Origin of the sequence: Photorhabdus hainanensis, assembly GCF_018448965.1 — a bacterium.
Taxonomy (GTDB): Bacteria; Pseudomonadota; Gammaproteobacteria; order Enterobacterales; family Enterobacteriaceae; genus Photorhabdus; species Photorhabdus akhurstii.
The window spans coordinates 47,905-73,671 of record NZ_RCWD01000025.1 but is presented as its reverse complement, the minus strand read 5'-3'; the positions used below and the strand labels follow the sequence as shown (position 1 = coordinate 73,671).

Genomic DNA, 25,767 nt, shown 5'->3' with positions numbered 1-25,767 from the left:
ATATGGTTAATTATGTTCCAGCCCCAGGCTGTCACGTAATAAATTAAGGCGCTCCAGATCACCATTGCTGGCGGCTTGCTGGAGTGATTTGGTAGGAGCATGTATCAGACGGTTCACCAATTGATGAGTCAATTGATTAACGGCCTGTTCTACGTCAACTCCCTGATTGATAGCAGTCAGTGCCTTAGCTGTCATTTCAGCCCGCACCCGTTCTGCCTGATTACGATACTCACGGATTGAATTTACTGCGCTCTGCGAACGCAACCAGTCCATAAAATAACGGCTTTCCTGTTGAACAATACATTCAGCCTGAACCGCCGCCGCTTTGCGCTGCGCAAGATTCTGCTGAATAATTGCTTGTAAATCGTCAACACTGTAGAGATAGACGTTATTCAATTTTTCCACGTCAGGCTCTATATCACGGGGAACCGCGATGTCAATGAGCAACATCGGTTGGTTACGACGTAACTTTAATGCACGTTCAACCATCCCTTTACCAATAATAGGCAAAGGACTGGCAGTCGAACTGATAACAATATCCGCTTCTGCTAAACGTGTGTCGATTTCAGGCAGGGTGATCACTTCCGCCTGAACTTCATCAGCCAACACTTGTGCCTTCTCTTTCGTCCTGTTAGCAATCATCATATGGTGCACGCGATGCTCTTTCAAATGACGAGCCGCCAGTTCAATCGTTTCTCCGGCGCCGACCAGCAAAATATTTAGTTCAGAAAGTGATTCAAAAATCTGCCGCGCCAGAGTACAAGCGGCAAATGCAACGGAAACCGCGTTCGAACCAATCTCTGTTTCCGTTCTGATGCGCTTGGCGACAGAAAATGATTTCTGAAACAGTCGCTCCAGTTCACTCGATAAAGAGTCGCTGTGCTGCGACTCGGCAAATGCTTTCTTCACTTGCCCAAGAATCTGAGGTTCTCCCAGCACCAACGAGTCCAGCCCACTCGCCACTCTCATCAAGTGGCTGACAGCTTCATTATCACAATGCCAGTAAATACTGGATCTTAGATCTCTGGGATTTAGCTGATGATATCCACACAACCAGTCAATTAACTGCTCATACAGATTATCTTGCTGTTCTACGCTGAGATAAAGCTCCGTACGATTACACGTTGACAACACAACCCCCCCTTTCACCAGGGGATGCTGGAGAAGGTTATCAAGCGCTTCCCCAATAGTACCCGGAGAAAAAGTGACCCGTTCACGCAGGGATACAGGAGCCGTTTTATGGTTAATACCAAGTGCTAACAAAGTCATATCAACTTCATTGAGTTATCAGCAGAGAGACAGTTCATCGTAAAAAACATTCTATTTGATGAAATCATCACCCTTAATAAGGACTCTTATAAACTGTGCATTCTACTTGATACCTCAGATCAATAAAAGACGATCAGCAGTGTCTGATATCATTATTCAGAACATTTTTTTGAAATTTAACTGGATTAATAGTTCATTCTTCATTATTAAGTGACGTAAAAGTTTTCACGTTATTAAACAGAGATTGCCGATGAAATCAATGCCGATAAAACCCATGTCGATAAAATCAGCGCCGACAAAACCGATACAAAAATTATCCCTATTCCGTCTATTGCCGCTCTCTTGTGTACTGTTGACCGCCTGTACATTAACGCAACCTGGCGGAACAGGTTCGGCAGATTCTCCCCAATGGCGAACACGTACCCAACAGCTACAGCAATTAAATCAATATCAAACACGTGGCTCTTTTGCCTATCTGTCTAATGAGAAAAAGGTTTATGCCCGCTTTTTCTGGCAACAATATCATCCTGAACGTTACCGTTTATTACTGACTAACCCGCTAGGCAGCACTGAATTAGAGCTAATCGTTCAGCCTGGTATGACGCAATTAACTGATAGTCAGGGTAAAAAATATTTTAGTGATAACCCCGAAGAGATCATTTATCAGCTCACCAATATGGATATTCCATTAGATAATCTGCGGCATTGGATAACAGGTCTCCCCGGTGATGCCAAAAACTTTAAACTGGATGCTAACCATCTATTAAAAACCGTCAATTACCAGCGACATGGCGCGACATGGCAGGTAAATTATCAATCCTACGATACCTCAACAACCCCCGCCCTTCCCAATCGCCTGGAACTGATTCAAGGGGATCGTCGCATCAAATTGAAAATGGATAACTGGACGACAAAATAATGACATTAACCTGGCCTTCGCCGGCAAAACTTAACCTATTTCTCTATATTACCGGTCGTCACGCTGATGGTTACCACCAGTTGCAAACGCTATTTCAATTTCTTGATTATGGTGATGAAATTACCATTATCCCTCGTCAGGACAATGAAATCCGTTTACTGACGCCGGTAGAGGGGGTGGAGCACGATAACAACCTGATCGTTCGCGCCGCGCGTCTATTGCAATCCTACAGCGATAAACACCATACCGGGATTGCTCATAAAGGCGCTGACATCCATATCAACAAACGTCTGCCAATGGGCGGTGGATTAGGCGGAGGTTCATCCAATGCCGCTACCGTACTCATTGCGCTGAATTATCACTGGCAAACCGGTTTCACAGACGAAACACTGGCAACCCTTGGCGTGAGCCTTGGCGCTGATGTGCCGGTCTTTATCAAAGGACACGCCGCATTTGCAGAAGGTATTGGTGAAATTCTGCACATGGCAGAGCCGGCAGAAAAGTGGTATCTGGTTGCACATCCCGGTATTGAAATCTCAACTCTGCGCGTCTTCACAGATCCGGAATTAAAACGTGATACGCCAATTCGCCCTCTGGCCGCATTATTAAAGGCTCCGTACCTAAATGATTGTGAATCTCTTGTAAGAAAACGTTTTCGTAAGGTTGAACAGCTTCTTTCATGGCTGCTAGAATACGCGCCGTCACGCCTGACCGGAACCGGTGCCTGTGTATTCGGTGAGTTTGAATCAGAAGCATCGGCCCGTAAGGTGTTAAATCAAGCCCCTGAGTGGTTGCAGGGTTTTGTTGCGCGTGGCGTTAACAATTCACCTTTGCACAGTTTTCGCTCTGGGATACCCGTGTTATTGAACCAATGAATAAATATTGTTATTTACATTGGTCAACAATATCTCTCTGGACGCAAGCCTGAGGTCTTTCTCGTGCCCGATATGAAGCTTTTTGCTGGTAACGCTATTCCTGAACTAGCACAACGTGTTGCCAACCGCCTGTACACCAACCTTGGAGACGCGGCTGTCGGCCGTTTCAGCGATGGTGAAGTCAGCGTGCAAGTTAATGAAAATGTGCGTGGTGGTGATATTTTCATCATCCAGTCCACTTGTGCACCGACTAACGACAATTTAATGGAATTAGTCGTTATGGTTGATGCGCTGCGTCGTGCTTCCGCAGGACGTATTACCGCAGTAATCCCTTATTTCGGTTATGCTCGTCAGGACCGTCGAGTCCGTTCAGCCCGTGTGCCAATTACCGCCAAAGTTGTTGCGGATTTCCTCTCCAGCGTTGGTGTAGACCGCGTACTGACCGTTGACCTGCATGCTGAGCAGATCCAAGGGTTCTTCGATGTTCCGGTTGATAACGTATTTGGCAGCCCAATTCTGCTGGAAGATATGTTACAGAAAGAGTTGGAAAACCCTATCGTTGTTTCCCCGGATATTGGCGGGGTTGTCCGCGCTCGCGCTATCGCTAAGCTGCTGAATGATACCGATATGGCTATCATCGATAAGCGTCGGCCACGCGCTAACGTTTCTCAAGTGATGCATATTATCGGTGATGTCGCTGGTCGCGACTGCGTGTTGGTCGATGACATGATTGATACCGGCGGCACCTTATGCAAAGCGGCGGAAGCATTGAAAGAACGCGGAGCAAAACGGGTATTCGCCTATGCCACTCACCCGATTTTCTCCGGCAATGCTGTGGACAACATTAAAAACTCGGTGATTGATGAAGTGGTTGTCTGTGACACCATCCCGCTGTCTGCCGAGATCAAGGCGCTCAATAAAGTTCGTACTCTCACTTTGTCCGGTATGTTAGCTGAAGCGATCCGGCGTATCAGCAATGAAGAGTCAATTTCTGCCATGTTTGAGCACTAATAAATAAGTTGTACTCATAATATCGCTATTTAAGAAAAAACCCGTTGTACAAGAGATTCAACGGGTTTTTTGCTTATCTGGAATATACTTTTCCATTAGCACAAACTATGACTAACTCTATTTTTGTTATGGATACCGATGATCACCACGACGATAACGCTCATCATAGTTTCTTAACCACCAATAACGATCTGCCACACCTTCCCGGCCTCCCACACCGGCACCAGCCAACCAAACAAGCGCGCCAATAAAAACACCCAATAGCGCGGCTTCAGATAAAAACTCAGGCCAGCCAAAACCGAAGATGTGAGGCAGTAATGTATAAGCCAGGCTACTCACTATGGTGAACATACCGACACCCATTAATACATTACCGACTATGAAAGCACTTTGACGTTTCATATATTACCTCCAACACTCTTCGTGAATACACACTCTCCGTGAATACACACTTCTCCGTGAACACTAAGAACCTATAATTCAAAAGTTAACGTTAATTGACTCGATATAACTATAAAGCTTATTTATAGTATAGCCCTATTTCACAAAAGGTCATTGCGGGCGCGATCACAACTAAAGGAGATTTAATAACAACACCCTAATCATTGTAAGAAATAACATGAAGAAATAATGAGTTAGTAGCCTGAACTTCACTTAAAGAAAAGTTCAGGTTTTTAACTAAATATTGATATACAACAATGATAGTTGTGAAATTTCACCCAGGTTATATATTTTTAACCAATGATCCCTACCGAGATAATAAAAATCATCTTATTTTCACGCTGCATGATAACGGCTAAAAACAGGGGATTTGTCTAATTTTTCAATGCGTAACCATCAATCAGCATCCCCAAATATCCAACGCCTAATATAGCCCTGGGGTTAATTCTATCCACGTTTGAGAATATACCCGCCCATCAATACAACTTATATACACCGGTGCGGATTCATTCATGGGAGGTACATGATTATGAGGCGAATACCCTCGAGTATAAGAAGAAGAAACTCTAAAGCTGAAATAGCCATCTTTATCGGTAGTCATATGTTTGTCTTGATCACTCAATGACAGATAAAATCCCATAGATACTGATATAGTTACATTAGGTTCACCTACGCCATTCTTATATAAATATCCAGCTATAATACCGCTTGAAAATGAAGACAGAATAGCCGGAGATTTTCCAATCTTTAACTGATATGGATTATACGTGAAACACATAGCTATAGCCTTTTCAATAGCTCCCGCTTGTGCCATTAGCATCACTTCACCAGCACTATTAGATTGTATTGACGCCGTTATTTTACCCTCTTTATCTGTCATACCCGACGACGGAACTACTGTTGCCCCACTATCTGCATAGAAGGTTATTTTTTGGTTTTCAATTCCCTTACCCAACCGATCATACACAGTTACAACTACCTTATTCTCATCGGCACTATTAGTCCATGCATTATTTTTTTCTAAATCAAGATTAAGATCTGCCACAAATTGAGGAACAGCCGTAAACTCGACCTGGAGAGGAGCGGCTGCTATTTGAGTATCATTTTCCAAGTAAGCATATACATTCCCTTGACACGGAGTTAAATCAGTAGAAACTATTTCAACTGATACCTTACCCATTACTCCTGTGTTTTTTATAATTTTACGATCATTATTCTCTTTAAATACCATAGATTTATTATCTAAAGTGAAACTTACATTCACCCCATGCAATAAATAACCATCTTGCATTACGTTTACACCGATATCTATAGGCTTATCCGCAGTCTCCGTTTTTTCACTTGATATCCAATTTAATGTTTTAGCCTCTTTTGGTGCTTGTTCGCCATTCATTTCATTCTCCTAAATTATCACTAACATGTATATTTACACATGTTATCATTGATTTAAAGTTAAAAAACAAAATGGTTCAACATGATAATATTATGCCAATTAACAATAACCCTTATGCTAAATAGAAGGAAAATGTTTAAAATTAATAGAAAATTGAATCGACTTATCAACATCGGGTAAACTTATTATCACATTATTTTTTTCCGCTTTGGTATTAGTTATATGGAAAGTTGTACAACCATCCTGACTAATTGCAACCTGCAACTCTCTCTCATTATCACCATAACCTGAAATTATCGCGGAACCATCAGTACGAATAAGTAATCTTTTGCCGGAATAGGCAGTACGGTCCACAATAACATAACCACTACAAACACTCACGCCATCAGCAGGTACCTCAGAGGTAAATGCATAAGCCTTGATAATATTCCCTCCATCTCTCCACTCACTAAATACTGCCTGACCTACACCCGGTGTTATAGAACCATCCTGCGCCGAAACAGTACAACGAAAACTACCCGTTTCCTCAGATTGCAAGTGGAAATAAGCCAGCCCGAAACTATCAGGGGCAAATTGATATTGTGTGCCATCCCCTTCAACAATACTTCCTGATTCAACACTAGCCGATAATCTCTTTCCTGGCGGCCCATAAACCGCAACCAAATTTTTCGGCCTTATTCTGGGATATTCATTAGACACCATCGGCGCACCTGCGCTAATTGATATCATGGCAGATGACATATCCATTAATGACAATATCACTGAACCTGGAGCAGAAATATTATTGCCAACCTCATAATATCCTGTTCCCACCCCCTCTTGCCCCAAACAAAGCACGTTTTCCACCGGTACCACTAAAGAGACATAACCCTTCTTAATATCCTCATCACTGACTGTTATTGGTTGTGCATCCCAGTCAGACCTCGCAATTGGCTCATAATTAAAATTATGTCCTCGCCAGTGGAATATGACGCTATCGCCTTTCCGCATATGCTGATAACTGATATGCACATTTAACCCATGATGTTGTACAAGAGATGAATAGTGAATAACGCCAGATGTTGAATCTGGATAAATCGATGGTAATAATTTTATCGATGGAGAATTAAGAATTTTAATAACAGTCGGTTTAGAGAAATTTTCATTCTCGAAATCATCGGCTGATGTATAAGTCACATTATAGCAACCATCCGGTATTTCAGAGAACGGTATAGTTACAGTAAAAAAATCAAGATTAATATTCTGAATATAATAGGGCCGAGAAAATATTCCCCCAACATTTACCACGATCATATCCCCGATTCTTAGCCATTCATGATAAGGTACTTTAATAATTAAATCTTGGTTCTGTTGAACAGAAACATCAATCAGGCCATCATGATCTGCTTGCGGCAACTCTGGCGACGATAAAGAAATAGGTGTATTGTCGTTATTGGTAATCATATTTCACCTCTCATTGGAGTCGGTCTGAACGATAAAACAAAATTGACTCTATCTCCTGAATCTGAATCAGGCGCTGTTAGCCAAACATTAACTTTACCTACTGTGTTGCTAACCACATTCACTGTCGCACTACCATCCTCCTTTAATGGAATATCTGCCCAATCTTTATTATAACCATCGATGAGGGCATTATTATTCACTCTTATACGGATTTGATTAATATCATCATTATGTTCACGATCAATAAAAAGATATATCGAGCAAGGCGTCTCCCCATCTGCTGGAGCGCCTGTAGTATAATTATAGGCGGTAAATACTATAGCTTCATCAGACTGACGATAATTACCAAAAATAAGCGGAAAGGATATTACTTTATTGATATCCTTTTGTGGGGCAATCACCACAAAAGCCGAAAATTCTTCGCTATTTTCAATATTTTTATGTTCAAACGGAGAACGAACATAAAAATGTCCTTTTCCAGTCTCATCTAACGTCAATATGATCTGATCCACATTAATGTTATCGTCGACAATAGAAGCACCAATAGATGTCGTAGCATAGAATTTATGCCCAGGCAGACCATATATAGTCACAATATTTTGAGGGTTAAGATTAGGGTAATCGGTTAAATCACTTATCGCCGCGTTTTCTGTGATAATCACACTTGATATGCCGTTATTCATATTGTCACCATTAACTCCATGATTTATTAATTGAAAATAAAATGATAACGCTTAATAAAATATTAAAGCTCAATCGGTTAAATTTACTGTCCGGGAAGAACCGTATCAATACGTCCAAACCAAATCTTAGAGTCCTTTGTACTTTCACTGCACTCCATGCCTACACTATAAGTGATATAAACCCAGCCTGGCGCACCATCACGATATGAATTTACATTAGTAAAAGGCGCCTGACCAAGTGGAATAATAATTTCTCCAGCTTCCAGTGCGTCGGCAGTTACCGTATGAGGTTCAACAGAATAAATCTTTGAAAATGGATTATCATTTACAATACCATTAATGTAAATACGTACATTAATGACATTATTTACCTCTATCCCATTCTTTTCCCCCACAGCAATATGAGCATCCAGCCCCCCTCCTAAAATACTTGCAAGATTCATCTTACTTGACTGTCTAAATTCTATCTGGTCTTTATGACTGAAAATTCTAGGTACCGCCAATATGCGCCTAATCTCTGGTGGTACATTTAGTATTGACCTCGTTAAATTAAAATAGCGGGCAGATGATACAGCGACGTTTCCATTTGCATCAGCCACATAATAATACAACTCATTACTACCAGTATTTGGAATACTGGTATATGGAACTGAAATAAATGGTATATCTAACTGATTCAGATCAGTAATGACAGCAGACTCACCTTGCGTTTCGTCATAACCTTCTCTGATCATTAAGAAAACTCTATCTCTCGGTCTAACACCTTCATAAAATGGGATAATCACATGAAAACCTGTACTACTATTTCCTACTGATGGCATTAACTTATTACCATTCAGTTCTGCAATATCTGGCGCTGGAAGCGTTGGCTCAATATCTTTGGTAATCATCAAAATGCTTGATGAAGCGCTTTTTAAAAGATATGACAGTTTTGTCAACATATTCACTGAATAGTTACCCTCAGATTTCTTAGGGAAAACTCTTAAGGCAACAAAACCACAACTATCCGTATTAATATAATATTGATAATTATCTTTTTCACTAATAAAAGACAATATTTCTTCCGTAATTTCTTCTCCATCATACCCAAAAATACGTACTGCCCTATCAGTTACCAGAGGAATTTGGAAATAAGGAAGCGGATCATTTTTTTCATTCAACGCATAGATATTAATAAGCAGGCTGCCATTAAATTCATAAGGTCGCTCATTATCTTCTGCCGGAGAAAAATCTTTTATCAACGAATCGCCCATAATTATAGGGGTAAACCCTGCGTGTGAAAAATCATTTTTATCAATGGGATGAAATGCTATTTCTAATTTAGCATCAGGGTCCGTAGCCTTATCCATTGAAAACATTATGGTGAAATCACTGGCACCAGAATAAGCAGCAACAACAAATTTTGCAGTGCAGATATTATTCTTGATATCCCTTGAAATACGCGGAATCTCATCAAAACTGACATCTTGCTGGTCACTGTACACTATATCAGTCGCTTCCGTTACTTTATGAACCTCATCACCTGAATAAGTCACAGTGATAACAACTGGGCATTCTTCTAAAACCGTTATTCCTGAAACGATATCTGCTGTCAATGTCGACATATAAACCTCATATTAAAGTTAAACATCAATAATGCGTTTACACAACAATGCTTACCATCTATTACCTCCTTTCTACTTCTCACATAAATAAAAACTCAATTAGCTAAATTTAGTATCCAGGTGGAACCGTATCAATGCGTCCGTACCAAATCTTAGAGTCCTTTGTGCTTTCACTACACTCCATGCCTACACTATAAGTGATATAAACCCAGCCTGGCGCACCATCACGATATGAATTTACATTAGCAAAAAACGCCCGACCAAGTGGAATAATAGCTTCTCCAGCTTCCACTTCCTCAGAAATTACCGTATGAGGATCAACAAAATAAATCTTTGAAAATGGATTCTCATTGATAATACCATTAACGTAAATACGTACATTAATGACATTATTTACCTCTATCCCATTCTTTTCACCCACAGCAATATGAGCTTCCAGCCCTCCACCTAAAATACTTGCAAGATTAATCTTACTTGGCTGTCTAAATTCTATCTGATCTTTATGACTGAAAATTCTGGGTACCGCCAATATGCGCCTAATCTCTGGTGGTACATTTAGTACTGACCTCGTTAAATTAAAATAGCGGGCAGATGATACAGCAACGTTTCCATTTGCATCAGCCACATAATAATACAACTCATTACTACCAGTATTTGGAATACTGGTATATGGAACTGAAATAAATGGCATATCCAACTGATTCAGATCAGTAATGACAGCAGACGCACCTTGCGTTTCGTCATAACCTTCTCTGATCATTAAGAAAATTCTATCCCTCGGCCTAACACCCTCATAAGATGGAATAATCGCATGAAAACCTGTACTACTATTTCCTACTGATGGCATTAATCTATTACCATTCAGTTCTGCAATATCTGGCGCTGGAAGCGTTGGCTCAATATCTTCGGTAATCATCAAAATACTTGATGAAGCGTTTTTTAAAAGATATGGCAGTTTTGTCAATATATTCACTGAATAGTTACCCTCAGATTTTTTAGGGAAGACGCTTAAGGCAACAAAACCACGAATATCCGTATTAATATAATATTGATAATTATCTTTTTCACTAATAAAAGGCAATATTTCTTCCGTAATTCCTTCTCCATCATATCCAAAAATACGTACTGCCCTATCAGTTATTAAAGGAATTTGAAAATAAGGTAACGGATAATTTGTTTTACTCAACGCATAGATATTAATAAGCAAGCTGCCATTAAATTCACAAGGTCGCCAATTATCTTCTGCCGGAGAAAAATCTTTTACCCATGAATCGCCAATAATTATAGGGGTAAACCCTGCGTGTGAAAAACCATTTTTATCAATAGGATGAAATGCTATTTCTAATTTAGCATCGGGGTCCGTAGCTTTATCCATTGAAAACATTATGGTGAAATCACTGGCACTAGAGTAAGCAGTAACAACAAATTTTGCAGTGCAGATATTCTTTTCTACATCTCTTAAAATACGGCGGTTCCTGTTAAAATAGGCACCTCCTGTGTGATTGTACATGATGTCAGTCATTTCCGTTACTTTATGGGTATCATCACCTGAATAAGTCACAGTGATAACAACTGGACACCCTTCTAAAATCGTTATTCCTGAAACGATATCTGCTGTAAGTGTAGACATATTCAACCTCATATTAAAGTTAAACATCAATAAGTAAAAAGCGCCAATAATGCGTTTACACCACGATGCTTACCATCTATTACCCCCTTGCTACTTCTCACATAAATAAATTATTTACTTTAGCCGTTACTGTAATAACAATAAATCCCCACTCAAAGCATAAGCCTTATATCCAAGTATACCCCATATAGTCACAATATTTCTGGGGTTAAAATGACGGTAATTGTTAGATCATTTTTCACCATGTTTGCCATTATTCATACTGTCACCATTAACTCCATGATTCATCGATTGAAAATAATCCACAATAAAAAATCGCTAGTTTACAAATAAGAAACATGTCCGGGGAAATGGAAAACGCTTACGCATTTTCCATAAACAGGTAAAAGCTCAATCAATTACATTTATTGTCCGGGGGGAACCGTATCAATGCGTCCAAACCAAATCTTGGAGTTCTTTATACTTACACTGTAAGTGACATAAACCAATCCTGGTCCATCATCATACGAGTCCACACCGGTAAAAGGTGCCTGACCAAGCAGAATAATAGCCTCTCCTGCCGCCACTTCTTCGGCAGTTACCGTATGAGGTTCAAGAGAATAAATTTTTGAAGATGGACTATGATTGACAATACCATTAACGTAAATATGTACATTGATAATACTATCCACATCTATTCCATTTTTTTTACCCACAGCAATACGCGCATCCAGCCCTCCCCCTAAAATTTTTACAAGATTGATCTTATCTCGCTGTTTAAGTTCGCTCTGATCTTTATGAGTAAAAATTCTAGCTGCCGCTAATGTACGCCTAATCTGTGGTGGTTGATTCGGTACTGACTTCGTTAAATAAAAATAGAGGGAAGATGATATAGCTACGTTTCCCATTGTATCAGCCACATAATAGTATAATTCATTATCGCCAATATTTGGAATGCTGGCATATGGAGCTGAAATAAATGGTATATCCAACTGATTCAGATCAGTAATGACAGTAGATGTACTTTGTATTTCATCATTATCTTCCCTGATCATTAAGAAGATTCTATCTTTCGGTTTAGCATCTTCATAAAATGGGATACTCACATGGAAACCCGTGCTACTATTTCCCACTGATGGTATTAATCTATCGCCATCTAACTCTTTAATATCTGGCATCACAAGGGTTGGAGCAATATCTTCTGTAATAAACAGAATATTTGACGAAGATTTCCTTGAAAAACCCTGCAACTCTGTAAACATATTGACTGTATAGTTACCCCCCTCTCCCTTACTAGGGAAAACTCTTAAGGCAGCAAAACCTTTACTATTCGTATTAATATAGTATTTACTATTATTGAGTTCTTGAATAAAAGGAAATATTTCTTCCGTAAGTTGCCCTCCCTCATAACCAAAAATACGTACCATCCTATCAGTTACCAAGGGAATTTGAAAATAAGGCAACGGATCATCTGTTTTATTCAGCGCATAGATATTAACAACGAGGCTGCCGTTAAACTCAGAAGGTTGCTCATCATCCTCTACCGGAGATAAGTCTTTTACCAACGAATCGCCAATAATGATAGGTTCAAACGCTGCATGTGAAAAACCATTTTTATCAATAGGATGAAATGCTATCTCTAATTTAGCATCGGGGTCCGTAGTCTTATCCATTGAAAATATTATGGTGAAATCATTGGCACCAGAATGAGCAGTAACAACAAATTTTGCAGTGCAGATATTATTCTTGGCATCCCTTGAAATACGAGGAGTTTCATCAAAACTGACATCTTGCTGGTCACTGTACACTATATCAGTCGTTTCCGTTACTTTATGAATCTCATCACCTGAATAAGCCACAGTAATGACAACCGGGCACTCTTCTAAAACCGTTATTCTTGAAACGATATCTGCTGTAAGTATCGACATATTAAACCTCATATTAAAGTTAAACATCAATAAGTAACAAACGTCTAATCTTCTTACCAAAATAATGCGTTTACACCACGATGCTTACTGTCTATTACCTCCTTCCTGTTTGTTACAAAAATAAATTATTTACTTCATCCGTTATTTTTTGGTCAAGATTAGGATAACTATCAAATCACTTCTCACCATGTTTGCCATTATTCATACTATCATCATTAGTGCCATGATTTCTTGCTTGAAAATAAAATGACAACACTCAATTAAATATTGTAGCTCGGTAATGAAAAAATCGCCAATTCACAAAATAAGCAACATGTCCGGGAAAATGGAAAATGCTTATGCATTTTCCATAAACAGATAAAATCTCAATCAGTTAAATTTATTATCCTACTGGAGCAGTATTAATGTGCCCACTCCAAATCTCAGACTCCTTCGTGTCTACACTATAAGTGATATAAACTGAGCCTGGTGTACCATCACAATACGAACCTACCTTAGTAAAAGGTGCCTGGCCAAGCTGAATAATAGCTTCTCCAGCAGCCACTTCATCGGCAGTTACCGTATGAGGATCAAGAGAATAAAGTCGTGAGGACGGGTTATCATTTACAATACCATTAACGTAAATACGTACATTAATAACACTATCCACATCTATTCCATTGTTTTGACCCACAGCAATATGGGTATTCAACCCTCCTCCTAAAATACTTTCAAGATTGATCCTACCTGACTGTTCAAATTCCAACTGCTGTTTATGAGCAAAGATTCTGGGTACTGCTAATGTCCGCTTAACTTCTGGTGGTTCATTCGGTACTGACCCTGTTAAATTAAAATAGAGAGCAGAAGACATAGCTACATTTCCCACTACATCAGCCACATAATAACATAATTTATTGTCGCCAATATTTGGAACGCTGGCATATGGAACTAAAATAAATGGATTATTCAACTGATACAGATCAGTAATGACAGTAGACGCACCTAGCGTTTCGTCATTATCTTCTCTAATTACTAAAAAAATCCTATCTCTTGGTTTAGCACCTTTATAAAATGGGATACTCACATGAAACCCCGTGCTACTATTTCCTACTGATGGCGTTAATCTATTTCCATCCAGCTCTTCAATGTCTGGCGCAGGAAGCGCTGGAGCAGTGTCTTCTATAATGAAAAGAATATTTGATGAAGCGTTCTTTAAAAAACCCGGCAATTCTATGAACATATCAACGGTATAATTACCAATCTTCTCCTTACGAGGGAAAACCCTTAAAGCAACAAAACCTTTATCATCCGTATTAATATAGTATTTATTATTATTGATTTCTTTAATAAAAGGCAATATTTCTTCCGTAATGTTTTCTCCATCATACCCAAAAATACGTACTAAATTATCAATTACCAGAGGGATTTGAAAATAGGGTAACGGTTCATTTGTTTTACTCAACGCATAGATATTAATAAGCAGACTGCCATTCAATTCAGAAGGTCGTTCATCATCAGCTGCCGGAGATAAGTCTTTTACCAACGAATCACCAATAATGATAGGTTCAAACGCTGCATGTGAAAAATCATTTTTATCAATAGAATGAAATACCCTCTCCAATTCAGCATCGGGGTCCGTAACCTTATCCATTGAAAATGTTATGGTGAAATCACCAGCGTCAGAACCAGCAGTAACAACAAATTTTGCAGTACAGGTATTATTCTCGACATCTCTTGAAATACGAGGGGTCTCATCAAAACGGGTATTTTCTGGGTGACTGTACATTATGTCAGTCGTTTCCGTTACTTTATGTGCATCATCACCTGAATAAGTCACAGTAATGACAATCGGGCACGCTTCTAAAACCGTTATTCCTGAAACGATATCTGTTGTAAGTGTCGACATATGAAACCTCAATTAAAGTTAAACACCAATAAGTAACAAACACTTAATTTTCTGTCAAAATAATGCGTTTATACAACGATGCTTACTATTTATTACCCTATTATCTCCTTCCTGTTTGTCACACAAATAAATATTTACTTTAGCTATTAATGTAATAGCAATAAACCCACTACTCATAACATAAGCTTTATATCCAAATATATCCTATATGGTCACAATATATCTGTGGTTAAAACTACGATAATTGTTAAATCACTTTTCGCCACATTGGCCATTATTCATACTGTCACCATTAACTCCGTGATTCATTGGTTAAAAGTAAAATGACAACGCTTAATAAAATATTATAGCTTGGTAATGAAGAATCGCCAGTTCATCAATAAGAAATATGTTCAGAAAAATGGAAAATGCATGAGCATTTTCCAATAAACAGTTAAAAGCTCAATCAGTTAAATTTATCTCCTAGGTGGAACAGTATCAATATGTCCAAACCAAATCTTAGATTCTTTTTTGCCTACGCTGTAAGTGATATAAACCAAGCCTGGCGTACCATCATCATATGAATCTATATTAGTAAAAAACGCCTGACCAAGCGGAATAATAGTCTCTCCTGCCGCCACTTCGTCGGCAGTTACCGTATGAGGATCAATAGAATAAATTTTCGAAGATGGATTATCATTTACAATACCATTAATGTAAATACATAACTTAATAACACTATTTACCTCTATTTCATTGTTTTTACCCACAGCGATATGGGCATCCAGTCCTCCACCTAAAATATACTTAAAACTAATCTTACCTGGCCAGCCAAATTCCTTCTGTCGTTTATGATTAAAAATTCTAGGTCTCGCTAATATACGCACAATCTCTGGTGGCTTATTCGGTACTGATTTCGTCAAATCAAAATGGAGAGCAGATGACATAGTTATATTTCCTATTGTATCAGCCACATAATAATATAATTCATTACCACCAATATTTGGAATACTGGCATATGGAACTAGAATAGATGGTATATCCAACTGACTCAGATCAGTAATGACAGCGGACGCACTTGGCGTTTCATCATTATCTTCCCTGATCATTAAGAAAATTTTATCTTTAGGTCTAGCATCCTCATAGAACGGGATACTCACATGAAAACCTGTACTGCTATATCCTGTTGATGGCGTTAATCTATCACCGTCCAGCTCTTCTATATCTGGCATCACAAGCGTTGGAGCAATGTCTTCTGTAATAAACAGAATATTTGATGAAGGTTTCCTTGAAAAACCCTGCAATTCAGTGAACATATTAACTGCATAGTTCCCATCTTCCTCCTGACTGGGAAAAATCTTTAAGGCAACAAAACCTTTATCATCTGTATTAATATAGTATTTATTATTATTTAGTTCTTGAATAAAAGGAAATATTTCTTCCGTAATTTGTTCCCTATAATACCCAAAAATACGTACTAATTTATCCGTTACCAAGGGAATTTGAAAATAGGGTAATGGATCATTTGTTTTACTCAACGCATATAGATTAACGAAGAGGTTGCCATTAAACTCAGAAGGCTCCTCATTATCTGCTGCCGGAGATAAATCTTTTATCAGCGAATCACCAATAATGATAGGTTCAAATGCTGCATGTGAAAAACCATTTTTATCAATAGAATGAAATGAAATTTCTAATTTAGCATCAGGGTCCGTAGCCTTATCCACTGAAAATTCTATGGTAAAATCACCAGTGTCAGAATTAGCAGTAACAACAAATTTCGCAGTGCAGGTATTTTTCTCAACATCTCTTGAAATACGAGGAATTTTATCAAAATAGGTATTTTTGGGGGTACTGTGCACTATGCCAGTCGTTTCCGTTACTTTATGAGCATCATCACCTGAATAAGTCACTGTGATAACAACTGGGCACGCTTCTAAAACCGTTATTCCTGAAACTATATCTGCTGTAAGTGTCGACATATAAAACCTCATATTAAAGTTAAACACCAATCAGTAACAAACACTTAATTTTCTATCAAAATAATGCGTTTATACAACGATGCTTACTCTCTATTACCTCCTTCCTGTTTGTCACACAAATAAATTATTCACTTTAGCCATTACTGTAATAGCAATGTATTCTTTATCCAAAAGATATCGTAAAATAGGATACGGTGCTTCCTCCTCACATTCAAAAAACTAAGTCAGAAACCATCAGCATATGAGTCCACATATGAAAAAAGCGACTGACCAAGCTGAATAACACTTATTCTAACCTCCATATCTTCCTTGATTCATGTATGAGAATCAATAGTAATAAATACTTAATCTGACTCCTCTCCCACAATACCATCAGCGTAAACACTTACATCAATAACACCATCTACATGGATTGCAACTTCCGGCCCTACAACATAAGCATCCAAGTCCCTTTCTTGAATAATCAAATAATTGATTTTCCCTCGCTGTCCAAGTTCTAAATGACCTTGGTGAGTAAAAATTCCAGCTACAGCTAATGCACGAGAAACCTCGGTGATCGCTCATTAGGGACTGAATCGGTTAAAATAACGAGAAGATGACATAACTACGTTTTCACTATAATTCACAGTGATAGCAACTGGGCATTCTCCTAAAATCGTCATTCCTGAAATTATATCTGCTGTAAGTGTTAACATATTAAACCTAATATTAAAATTAAACACCAATAAGTAACAAACACCTAATTTTCTATCAAAATAATGCGCTTCAACAATAATGCTCACTACCTATTATTTCCTCCCTACTCCTCACATAAAACTACATAAGCCCCTGAGTCTGATATTTTCTTATTCAACAAATGAGCCTGAATACTATTGTCTACATACAACCCGCCCATTGTTATTTTGTTATTAACTAGCCCTGTAGTTGGATTACCTAACAAACCTTTTTTCAGAAGATTTAAATTCAAATCATTAACCAGATAATCAATTGAGCTACCAAGATCACTCTCCTTTATCCTATTTCCTCTTGTACAACGAGGTAAAGGTTTACTCGTGTCAATACGATCCTCCGAGTAAGCGTAACCAATCCCCGGTCCTGTCGAGCTAGAATCAACAATTACAAAGTGATCAATTTTCACATCGGGAATAATATATTTTAAATACCGGCCAGATTTTGGGTGTGTAAACGTCGTAGTTAATGTAGCCGTTCCTGCTTTTTTAACTTGAAAATACTTTCTGTCTACATCAATTATGTTTCTATTACTTGAATCATATACTCCTGTATAACCAGCTATAGTTAATTTTCCAGGCAAATACTCGGGGTTAAACCTCATTTTTGGCCAAGCAAAATTCATTCTTTCTTTTGGAACCGAAGACCCGATCGGTTTTCCATCTGTAGTGTCATAATCCATTATAAAGAAGCCAGTAACATCCTGCTCATTAGCCTTAATTTCCACCGTTTTATTCTTAGAACCAACAGATGAATCATTCACTTTGGCTGTTACCATAACAGCAACAAACCCGCCACTTTTACTATATACCTGATATTGCGCTTTCCCATCAGCATCTGTTTTACCATCACCCACTACCTGAGTAACCAAGTTTTCATCAGCAATAGTAACTCCCTCACTATTTGTTACACTCCAAGCTACCGTAGCACCACTTTTCGCCTGCCCAGAAAAATCTTTTACTGTGGCAGTAAAGGTATAAGTATGCCCCTCGCCTTCTCCTTCTGTTACGTGATCGGGGCTAACAGTAAGAGAAGCAAGCTCATCAGGGCTAATAAAACTGACTTTTTTATCCGCATTCATTGGCGTCTGCTGAGTAGCTGTTTTTGCGGACACTTGTACATCAATCGCTACCACCGTACTGCTTAACGTCGCAGTGACCTGTCCCTGCGAGTTACTCACCGAATCGCTCTGTTTCGTCAGTTTTAATCCGTCAACTTTTGCGTCGGTCTGCCAGTCAATGTCGATCGGTTTATCCACCACCAGATTGCCGTGCCCGTCCTTCACCGTCGCCGTGAAGGTATAACTGTCAATGCCATTGTTGTAGTGCTCTTTGTCTTTATCCACTTCCACCGTCACGCCGGTGACCCGATAACTGTGACTCAGCTCCTCAAAGCTGACCTTTTGATCAGCATCGACCCACGACGGGTTCGCCGCCGTTTTCGCCGATACCTGCACATCCTTCACCGCCACCGTGCTGGTTAAGGTCGCCGTGACCTGCCCCTGCGCGTTACTCACCGAATCGCTCTGTTTCGTCAGTGTTAATCCGTCAACCTTTGCGTCGGTCTGCCAGTCAATGTCGATCGCTTTATCCGCTACCGGCTTGCCATGCCCATCCACCACCGTCGCCGTGAAGGTATAACTATCACTGCCGTTGTTGTAGTGCTCTTTGTCTTTATCCACTTCCACCGTCACGCTGGCGACCCGATAACTGTGACTCAGCTCCTCAAAGCTGACCTTTTGATCAGCATCGACCCACGACGGGTTCGCCGCCGCCTTCGCCGATACCTGCACATCCTTCACCGCCGCCGTGCTGGCTAAGGTCGCCGTCACCTGTCCCAGCGCGTTACTCACCGAATTGCTCTGTTTCGTCAGTGTTAACCCGTCAACTTTTGCGTCAGTCTGCCAGTCAATGTCGACCGGCTTACCCACCACCAGATTGCCGTGCCCGTCCTTCACCGTCGCCGTGAAGGTATAACTGTCACTGCCGTTGTTGTAATGCGCCTTGTCTTTATCATCCGCATCTACCGTCACGCTGGCGACATAATAGCTGGCGCTGTATTCCGTAAAACTGACTTTTCCGTTCGCGTTCTCCGCCGTCTGCTGGGTAGCCGTTTTCGCCGATACCTGCACATCCTTCACCGCCGCCGTGCTGGTTAAGGTCGCCGTCACCTGCCCCTGCGCATTACTCACCGAATCGCTCTGTTTTGTCAGGGTTAACCCGTCAACCGTTGAATTGGTCTGCCAGTCAATGTCGACCGGCTTACCCACCACCAGATTGCCGTGCCCGTCCTTCACCGTCGCCGTGAAGGTATAACTGTCACTGCCGTTGTTGTAATGCGCCTTGTCTTTATCATCCGCATCTACCGTTACGCTAGTGACCCGATAACTGTGGCTCAGCTCCTCAAAGCTGACCTTTTGATCAGCATCTACCCACGACGGGTTCGCCGCCGCCTTCGCCGATATCTGCACATCAGATACCCTCACCGTGCTGGTTAAGGTCGCCGTCACCTGTCCCTGCGCGTTACTCACCGAATCGCTCTGTTTCGTCAGTTTTAACCCGTCAACTTTTGAATCAGTCTGCCAGTCAATATCGACCGGTTTACCCACCACCAGATTGCCGTGTCCGTCCTTCACCGTCGCCGTGAAGGTATAACTGTCCGTGCCGTTGTTGTAGCGCTTCTTGTCTTTATCCACTTCCACCGTCACGCTGGCGACATAATAGCTGGCGCTGTACTCCGTAAAACTGACTTTTCCATTCGCGTTTTCCGCCGTCTGCTGGGTAGCCGTTTTCGCCGATACCTGCACATCCTTCACCGCCACCGTGCTGGTTAAGGTCGCCGTCACCTGCCCCTGCGCGTTACTCACCGAATTGTTCTGTTTTGTCAGGGTTAACCCATCAACTTTTGAATTGGTCTGCCAGTCAATGTCGATCGCTTTATCCGCTACCGGCTTGCCATGCCCATCCACCACCGTCGCCGTGAAGGTATAACTGTCCCTGCCGTTGTTGTAGTGCGCCTTGTCTTGATCCGCATCCACCGTCACGCTGGCGACATAATAGCTGGCGCTGTATTCCGTAAAGCTGACTTTTCCATTCGCGTTCTCCGCCGTCTGCTGGGTAACCGTTTTCGCCGATACCTGCACATCAGATACCGCCACCGTACTGCTTAACGTCGCCGTCACCTGCCCCTGCGCGTTACTCACCGCATTGCTCTGTTTCGTCAGTTTTAGCCCGTCAGTCTTTGGATCTGTCTGCCAGTCAATATCGACCGGCTTACCCACCACCAGATTACCGTGCCCATCCTTCACCGTCGCCGTGAAGGTATAACTGTCACTGCCGTTGTTGTAATGCGCCTTGTCTTTATCCACATCCACCGTCACGCTGGCGACATAATAGCTGGCGCTGTACTCCGTAAAACTGACTTTTCCATTCGCGTTTTCCGCCGTCTGCTGGGTAGCCGTTTTCGCCGACACCTGCACATCAGATACCACCGCCGTGCTGGTTAAGGTCGCGGTAACTTGTCCCTGCGCGTTACTCACCGCATTGCTCTGTTTCGTCAGTTTTAGTCCGTCAACCGTTGGATTGGTCTGCCAGTCAATGTCGACCGGCTTACCCACCACCAGATTACCGTGCCCGTCCTTCACTGTCGCCGTGAAGGTATAGCTGTCAGTGCCGTTGTTGTAGTGTTCCTTGTCTTTATCCGCATCCACCGTCACGCCGGTGACCCGATAACTGTGACTCAGCTCCTCAAAGCTGACCTTTTGATCAGCGTCAACCCACGACGGGTTCGCCGCCGCCTTCGCCGATACCTGCACATCCCTCACCGCCGCCGTGCTGGTTAACGTCGCCGTCACCTGTCCCTGCGCGTTACTCACCGCATTGCTTTGTTTCGTCAGGGTTAACCCATCAGCCTTTGGGTTTGTCTGCCAGTCAATGTCGATTGGCTTATCCGCTACCGGCTTGCCATGCGCATCCACTACCGTCGCCGTGAAGGTATAACTGTCGGTACCGTTGTTATAGCGCTTCTCGTCTTTATCCACTTCCACCGTCACGCCGGTGACCCGATAACTGTGACTCAGCTCCTCAAAGCTGACCTTTTGATCAGCGTCAACCCACGACGGGTTCGCCGCCGCCTTCGCCGATACCTGCACATCCCTCACCGCCGCCGTGCTGGTTAACGTCGCCGTCACCTGTCCCTGCGCGTTACTCACCGCATTGCTTTGTTTCGTCAGGGTTAACCCATCAGCCTTTGGGTTTGTCTGCCAGTCAATGTCGATTGGCTTATCCGCTACCGGCTTGCCATGCGCATCCACTACCGTCGCCGTGAAGGTATAACTGTCGGTACCGTTGTTATAGCGCTTCTCGTCTTTATCCACTTCCACCGTCACGCCGGTGACCCGATAACTGTGACTCAGCTCCTCAAAGCTGACCTTTTGATCAGCGTCAACCCACGACGGGTTCGCCGCCGCCTTCGCCGATACCTGCACATCCCTCACCGCCGCCGTGCTGGTTAACGTCGCCGTCACCTGTCCCTGCGCGTTACTCACCGAGTTGTTCTGTTTCGTCAGGGTTAACCCCTCAACCGTTGGATCTGTCTGCCAGTCAATCTCAATCGGTTTATCCGCTACCGGCTTGCCATGCGCGTCCACCACCGTCGCCATGAAGGTATAACTGTCCTTGCCGTTGTTATAGCGCTTCTTGTCTTTATCCACTTCCACCGTCACGCCGGTGACTTGATAACTGCTACTCAGCTCCTCAAAGCTCACCGGGCTATCGGCCTTGACCCATGATGGGTTCGCCGTCGCTTTCGCCGATACCTGCACATCCTTCACCGCCGCCGTGCTGGTTAACGTCGCCGTCACCTGTCCCTGCGCGTTACTCACCGAATCGCTCTGTTTCGTCAGTTTTAACCCGTCAGCTTTTGAATCGGTCTGCCAGTCAATGTCGACCGGCTTACCCACCACCAGATTGCCGTGCCCGTCCTTCACCGTCGCCGTGAAGGTATAACTGTCACTGCCGTTGTTGTAATGCGCCTTGTCTTTATCATCCGCATCCACCGTCACGCTGGCGACATAATAGCTGGCGCTGTATTCCGTAAAGCTGACTTTTCCATTCGCGTTCTCCGCCGTCTGCTGGGTAACCGTTTTCGCCGATACCTGCACATCAGATACCGCCACCGTACTGCTTAACGTCGCCGTCACCTGCCCCTGCGCGTTACTCACCGCATTGCTCTGTTTCGTCAGTTTTAGCCCGTCAGTCTTTGGATCTGTCTGCCAGTCAATGTCGACCGGTTTACCCACCACCAGATTGCCGTGCCCGTCCTTCACCGTCGCCGTGAAGGTATAACTGTCACTGCCGTTGTTGTAGTGTTCCTTGTCTTTATCCGCATCCACCGTCACGCTGGCGACATAATAGCTGGCGCTGTACTCCGTAAAACTGACTTTTCCATTCGCGTTCTCCGCCGTCTGCTGGGCAGCCGTTTTCGCCGATACCTGCACATCAGATACCGCCACCGTACTGCTTAACGTCGCCGTCACCTGCCCCTGCGCGTTACTTACCGGGCTGCTCTGTTTCGTCAGTTTTAACCCGGCCACCGCTTTATCTGTCTGCCAGTCAATGTCGACCGGTTTACCCACCACCAGATTGCCGTGCCCGTCCTTCACCGTCGCCGTGAAGGTATAACTGTCAGCGCCGTTGTTGTAGCGCACCTTGTCTTTATCATCCGCATCCACCGTCACGCTGGCGACATAATAGCTGGCGCTGTACTCCGTAAAACTGACTTTTCTATTAGCATTCACCGCCGTCTGCTGGGTAGCCGTTTTCGCCGATACCTGTACATCCTTCACCGCCGCCGTGCTGGTTAAGGTTGCCGTGACCTGCCCCTGCGCGTTACTCACCGCATTGCTCTGTTTCGTTAGTTTTAACCCGTCAGTCTTTGGATTGGTCTGCCAGTCAATGTCGATCGGTTTATCCGCTACCGGCTTGCCATGCGCGTCCACCACCATCGCCGTGAAGGTATAAGTGTCACTGCCGTTGTTGTAGCGCACCTGGTCTTTATCCACTTCCACCGTCACGCTAGAGACTCGGTAGCTGTTGCTGGACTCAGTAAAGCTGACTTTTTTATCCGTCGTAACACGTTCGCCATTAATACTGACGCTGACTTGTATATCGGATAATGGTGTTGTACTGGTTAATGTTGCAGTCTGTTGTCCATTTTTATCTGTTGCCTCTGAATCAGGCTTTAATTTCAATCCAGGATCTTTTTTATCCGTATCCCAAATCAATTTAGCATTTTCGATCGGTGTTTTTTTGTCAGCGCCAAGCAGAGTAGCTGTGTAGACATATTTCGCATTGCCATCAGCAATTAAAGGATCGGTTGTATTAACACTCAAAGAAATATTACGTTGTAATACATGGGTTTGTATCTGTACTCCCTGCTGCCCATCTTTACTTGTACCTGTTATGGTATAGTCATTTTTTCCATCAGGCTGATATTCCGGTAACTGAATAGTATAACCATGAGTACTTTCTATGTTTATAATCCCGCCATGCTTCTGGAATAATTCAGGCATTTCCCAGGTAATATCTTTTAATGAAGTATCAGATTGAATTTGTATTGGTTTAATTTCACCACCGTAACCACTAATTTCTAATACAGGAACCAGTAACCTAAAACGTTGTGGTTTTTTCAGATAATTCAAAATAATATTATTATTTCTTTCCACTAAGTCATAACGATTTCCAGCCAAGCTTCGTAGTGAAGAAACATTTTCAGGTGAGAGTTGTTCTGATAACGGAACACCAAATCGGTAGTTCACATTAAACGAAAATATGCCATCACTCTTTCCATCTTTCCCTAATTTATAGTCAACTCCCGCAGTGATCAGTGGAATCGGGGTATAATTTACCCCAATAGTTGCTGCATAGGGATCTTTTTGCCTATTGTCCTTTCCGAATAACGCAACATTATCACCAAAATATTGTTCATATTTTATTTTGGCGCCGAGTGACGGCATTGCAGGTAAATACATGTCGGCAATAAGGTCATAACCATTTGCAGGGCGCTCATAATAATTGGTTAAATCACGAGAGTTATGCCAATCACTCAAGCGAAAATATGCATTAGCAGACATTTTTAGGTAGTTAGTCCACAATTCACCGCCCAGACTAAATCGGCTGTTATTACCGGTTAAATCATTATCGTAAAAAGTGTTCGCCCCATACATCCAATTGTTTATGAATAAACGGGTTCCAATGCCTAAATTCACAGTGTCACGGCTATCTTTATGACGATATCCATATTGGCTATAAACAAGCCAGTGGTCTTTATCATCATAGAAAGGCACGAGTAAGTCTACGGAACTTTCATCCAGGCGCCCATGATGATCAACATTTAAATTAATTTTAGCTGTGCCAAACTGGGATAACCACTTCTGGGTATTACTTGTTATCTGATTATTTAATTTATTGACAATATAATCCTGAGCTAATTTTTTTGGATCTGAATTTAATAACCCTAAAAGTTCAGTGCCACGAGATAAGATTAAAGGAGGGGTATTTTGATTATCATCTTTAGGAGCATTTTCATGTAACTGGGGTATTTTTGGTTTTTCACCGCTATCGTTTTTTCCTATTACGCTTTTCTTTGATAAAAATTTACCGCACCGCCTCTGCTCTGATCGCTTTTTCTCTTTATGAGTAACGTTTTCGTGTAATTTCTTACTAACCTGATTTTGCTTCATGGCGGATTTTGGGTAATCCTGACAATTTTCAACACCAATCAAAGAGTTTCCTAATTCAGGTAACGCAGTATAACTTTTCAGTGGCATAAACGCGGCAAATAAAAAACAGGCCATGAGTACACGCTTATTTACTTTATAACTTATTACGTTACGAAAAATACGATTGATGTTCATCAGTATTACCATAAAGTTTCCGCCGTTATATTCATTTATAGCTACTGAGCACATTAAATGACTTTTTATAGCTTTGTATAATGAAAATAAATTATCAGCCAA

16 protein-coding genes are annotated in these 25,767 nt (G+C 41.7%); 3 read left to right on the top strand and 13 right to left on the bottom strand.

Annotated elements, in window-relative coordinates; all coding sequences use genetic code 11:
* Window positions 1-6 precede the first annotated feature (6 nt).
* Window positions 7-1,269, bottom strand: coding sequence for a glutamyl-tRNA reductase (hemA, locus tag EAE92_RS15790; RefSeq protein WP_214068760.1), 1,263 nt, complete (start codon window positions 1,267-1,269; stop codon window positions 7-9).
* A 274-nt stretch (window positions 1,270-1,543) separates the two neighbouring features.
* Between hemA and lolB the strand changes: the two genes are divergently transcribed.
* The 3 genes from lolB (at window position 1,544) to prs (ending at window position 4,074) form a co-directional block, all read left to right on the top strand.
* A complete protein-coding gene (gene lolB, locus EAE92_RS15785) occupies window positions 1,544-2,188 on the top strand; it encodes a lipoprotein insertase outer membrane protein LolB (protein WP_082303668.1) in 645 nt (214 codons plus the stop codon).
* Window positions 2,188-3,063 carry a 4-(cytidine 5'-diphospho)-2-C-methyl-D-erythritol kinase gene (ispE, locus tag EAE92_RS15780; RefSeq protein ID WP_214068759.1) on the top strand — a complete coding sequence of 292 codons (876 nt, stop codon included), beginning with the start codon at window positions 2,188-2,190 and terminating at the stop codon, window positions 3,061-3,063. The genes lolB and ispE overlap by 1 nt, the downstream gene beginning before the upstream one ends.
* A 63-nt stretch (window positions 3,064-3,126) precedes the next feature.
* Entirely contained in the window at window positions 3,127-4,074 is a 948-nt protein-coding gene (gene prs, locus EAE92_RS15775) for a ribose-phosphate diphosphokinase (RefSeq protein ID WP_011146321.1), read from the top strand.
* Window positions 4,075-4,200: 126 nt separating this feature from the next.
* Here prs and ychH read toward each other — a convergent pair whose 3' ends face one another.
* From ychH to EAE92_RS15720, 12 genes are all read right to left on the bottom strand, one after another.
* Window positions 4,201-4,476, bottom strand: a complete 276-nt coding sequence (gene ychH / locus EAE92_RS15770; protein WP_036778679.1) for a stress-induced protein YchH — start codon at window positions 4,474-4,476, stop codon at window positions 4,201-4,203.
* A 463-nt stretch (window positions 4,477-4,939) separates the two neighbouring features.
* Window positions 4,940-5,908, bottom strand: coding sequence for an Ig-like domain-containing protein (locus EAE92_RS15765; protein WP_214068758.1), 969 nt, complete (start codon window positions 5,906-5,908; stop codon window positions 4,940-4,942).
* Between the two features lie 117 nt (window positions 5,909-6,025).
* Window positions 6,026-7,351, bottom strand: a complete 1,326-nt coding sequence (locus tag EAE92_RS15760; RefSeq protein WP_214068757.1) for a hypothetical protein — start codon at window positions 7,349-7,351, stop codon at window positions 6,026-6,028.
* Window positions 7,348-8,034, bottom strand: coding sequence for a hypothetical protein (locus tag EAE92_RS15755; protein ID WP_046397584.1), 687 nt, complete (start codon window positions 8,032-8,034; stop codon window positions 7,348-7,350). Before EAE92_RS15755 ends, EAE92_RS15760 begins: the two co-directional genes overlap by 4 nt.
* A gap of 83 nt (window positions 8,035-8,117) precedes the next feature.
* Window positions 8,118-9,638, bottom strand: a complete 1,521-nt coding sequence (locus EAE92_RS15750; RefSeq protein ID WP_214068756.1) for a hypothetical protein — start codon at window positions 9,636-9,638, stop codon at window positions 8,118-8,120.
* A 109-nt stretch (window positions 9,639-9,747) separates the two neighbouring features.
* A complete protein-coding gene (locus EAE92_RS15745) occupies window positions 9,748-11,268 on the bottom strand; it encodes a hypothetical protein (RefSeq protein ID WP_246545241.1) in 1,521 nt (506 codons plus the stop codon).
* 404 nt (window positions 11,269-11,672) lie between these two features.
* Window positions 11,673-13,175, bottom strand: coding sequence for a hypothetical protein (locus tag EAE92_RS15740; RefSeq protein ID WP_246545240.1), 1,503 nt, complete (start codon window positions 13,173-13,175; stop codon window positions 11,673-11,675).
* 382 nt (window positions 13,176-13,557) lie between these two features.
* Entirely contained in the window at window positions 13,558-15,060 is a 1,503-nt protein-coding gene (locus tag EAE92_RS15735; RefSeq protein ID WP_214068753.1) for a hypothetical protein, read from the bottom strand.
* Window positions 15,061-15,515: 455 nt separating this feature from the next.
* Window positions 15,516-17,021, bottom strand: coding sequence for a hypothetical protein (locus EAE92_RS15730; RefSeq protein WP_214068752.1), 1,506 nt, complete (start codon window positions 17,019-17,021; stop codon window positions 15,516-15,518).
* A gap of 344 nt (window positions 17,022-17,365) precedes the next feature.
* Window positions 17,366-17,488, bottom strand: a complete 123-nt coding sequence (locus tag EAE92_RS25025) for a hypothetical protein (RefSeq protein ID WP_281422783.1) — start codon at window positions 17,486-17,488, stop codon at window positions 17,366-17,368.
* A gap of 96 nt (window positions 17,489-17,584) precedes the next feature.
* A complete protein-coding gene (locus EAE92_RS15725; RefSeq protein ID WP_214068751.1) occupies window positions 17,585-17,803 on the bottom strand; it encodes a hypothetical protein in 219 nt (72 codons plus the stop codon).
* Window positions 17,804-17,820: 17 nt separating this feature from the next.
* Window positions 17,821-25,665 (bottom strand): Ig-like domain-containing protein, encoded by a 7,845-nt coding sequence (locus EAE92_RS15720; RefSeq protein WP_214068750.1) that lies wholly within the window; start codon window positions 25,663-25,665, stop codon window positions 17,821-17,823.
* Between the last annotated feature and the right edge of the window lie 102 nt (window positions 25,666-25,767).

Bases quoted from the DNA above. Each gene is read 5' to 3' on its own strand.
- EAE92_RS15730 (WP_214068752.1), bottom strand. From the start codon at position 17,021: ATGTCGACACTTACAGCAGATATAGTTTCAGGAATAACGGTTTTAGAA.
- ispE (WP_214068759.1), top strand. From the start codon at position 2,188: ATGACATTAACCTGGCCTTCGCCGGCAAAACTTAACCTATTTCTCTAT.
- EAE92_RS15720 (WP_214068750.1), bottom strand. From the start codon at position 25,665: ATGAACATCAATCGTATTTTTCGTAACGTAATAAGTTATAAAGTAAAT.
- EAE92_RS15755 (WP_046397584.1), bottom strand. From the start codon at position 8,034: ATGAATAACGGCATATCAAGTGTGATTATCACAGAAAACGCGGCGATA.
- EAE92_RS15745 (WP_246545241.1), bottom strand. From the start codon at position 11,268: ATGTCTACACTTACAGCAGATATCGTTTCAGGAATAACGATTTTAGAA.
- ychH (WP_036778679.1), bottom strand. From the start codon at position 4,476: ATGAAACGTCAAAGTGCTTTCATAGTCGGTAATGTATTAATGGGTGTC.
- EAE92_RS15750 (WP_214068756.1), bottom strand. From the start codon at position 9,638: ATGTCGACATTGACAGCAGATATCGTTTCAGGAATAACGGTTTTAGAA.
- lolB (WP_082303668.1), top strand. From the start codon at position 1,544: ATGTCGATAAAATCAGCGCCGACAAAACCGATACAAAAATTATCCCTA.
- EAE92_RS15735 (WP_214068753.1), bottom strand. From the start codon at position 15,060: ATGTCGACACTTACAACAGATATCGTTTCAGGAATAACGGTTTTAGAA.
- hemA (WP_214068760.1), bottom strand. From the start codon at position 1,269: ATGACTTTGTTAGCACTTGGTATTAACCATAAAACGGCTCCTGTATCC.
- EAE92_RS15760 (WP_214068757.1), bottom strand. From the start codon at position 7,351: ATGATTACCAATAACGACAATACACCTATTTCTTTATCGTCGCCAGAG.
- EAE92_RS15765 (WP_214068758.1), bottom strand. From the start codon at position 5,908: ATGAATGGCGAACAAGCACCAAAAGAGGCTAAAACATTAAATTGGATA.
- EAE92_RS15740 (WP_246545240.1), bottom strand. From the start codon at position 13,175: ATGTCGATACTTACAGCAGATATCGTTTCAAGAATAACGGTTTTAGAA.